The organism is Oleiphilus sp. HI0067, from assembly GCF_001635735.1.
Genome location: NZ_LWFI01000436.1, coordinates 1 through 917, shown reverse-complemented (window position 1 = coordinate 917; position 917 = coordinate 1). Strand labels below are relative to the sequence as shown.

Annotated in this window: 1 protein-coding gene; it reads right to left on the bottom strand. The window is 44.6% G+C overall.

Annotated elements, in window-relative coordinates; translation table 11 throughout:
- Positions 1-711 (bottom strand): GMC family oxidoreductase (locus A3739_RS05075; RefSeq protein ID WP_197472068.1); only part of this gene is annotated, 711 nt, incomplete at its 3' end.
- Between the last annotated feature and the right edge of the window lie 206 nt (positions 712-917).

Genomic DNA, 917 nt, shown 5'->3' with positions numbered 1-917 from the left:
CGTATATGCGACGCCTACAGCAGTTTTACCTTCGAAGAGGATCTTATCGACAAAGGCTTCACATTCCACAGACAGGTTATTTCGATGAAGTGCCGGTTTTAAGTAGGCACGTGAGACGCCACAACGTTCACCATCCTTGATCGTAAATTGGTAATAGCCTGCACCTTCAAATTGTGGTCCATTGAAGTCATCGGTAACCGGATAGCCCGCTTGTTCAGCACCTTTTATAAAGCAGTCATTTAGCGGGTAGGCACTGTGAGTATTCGATACATATAAAGGGCCTTTGTCGCCATGGAAGGCATCGCCGCCGCGCTCATTGGTTTCTGATTTCTTGAAGTAGGGCAGCATATTGTCAAAGCCCCAGCCCGGATTTCCTTGGCTTTCCCAGTGATCATAATCAGAGCGATGTCCTCGAATATATACCATCGCATTCACTGCGCTGCTGCCGCCCAGTGTTTTGCCGCGGGGACAAAAAACAGGTTTACCATGTCGAATGTCCGGAACTGGCTCAGAGTCGTATAGCCAGTTATATTTGCGGCTATACATGAAGTAGGCAAAGGCACCTGGAATCTTGATCATTGGTGTTTTGTCTTCGGGACCGGCTTCTAAAACGAGTATCGAATTATTTGGGTCTTGAGATAATCGATGTGCTAACACACTCCCTGCGGATCCTGCACCGATGATGATGTAATCGAAATTATTGTTATTCATGTGGCTACCTCATTCGTGACGAAGTCGTCTTATAGGGTTGTATTCGTTTTTTCTCGGTTCTTTGATTAGATAGCTTAATAAATAGTTAGGCCTCTTAGACATGTTCGATCTGGAAAACTTGTTTGTTAATTTCGGACATAGGTCTTATGCTCTTAGCCAAATAATAATATTGATAGGTGTTCACTATGGATGTCCGTCATTCGATC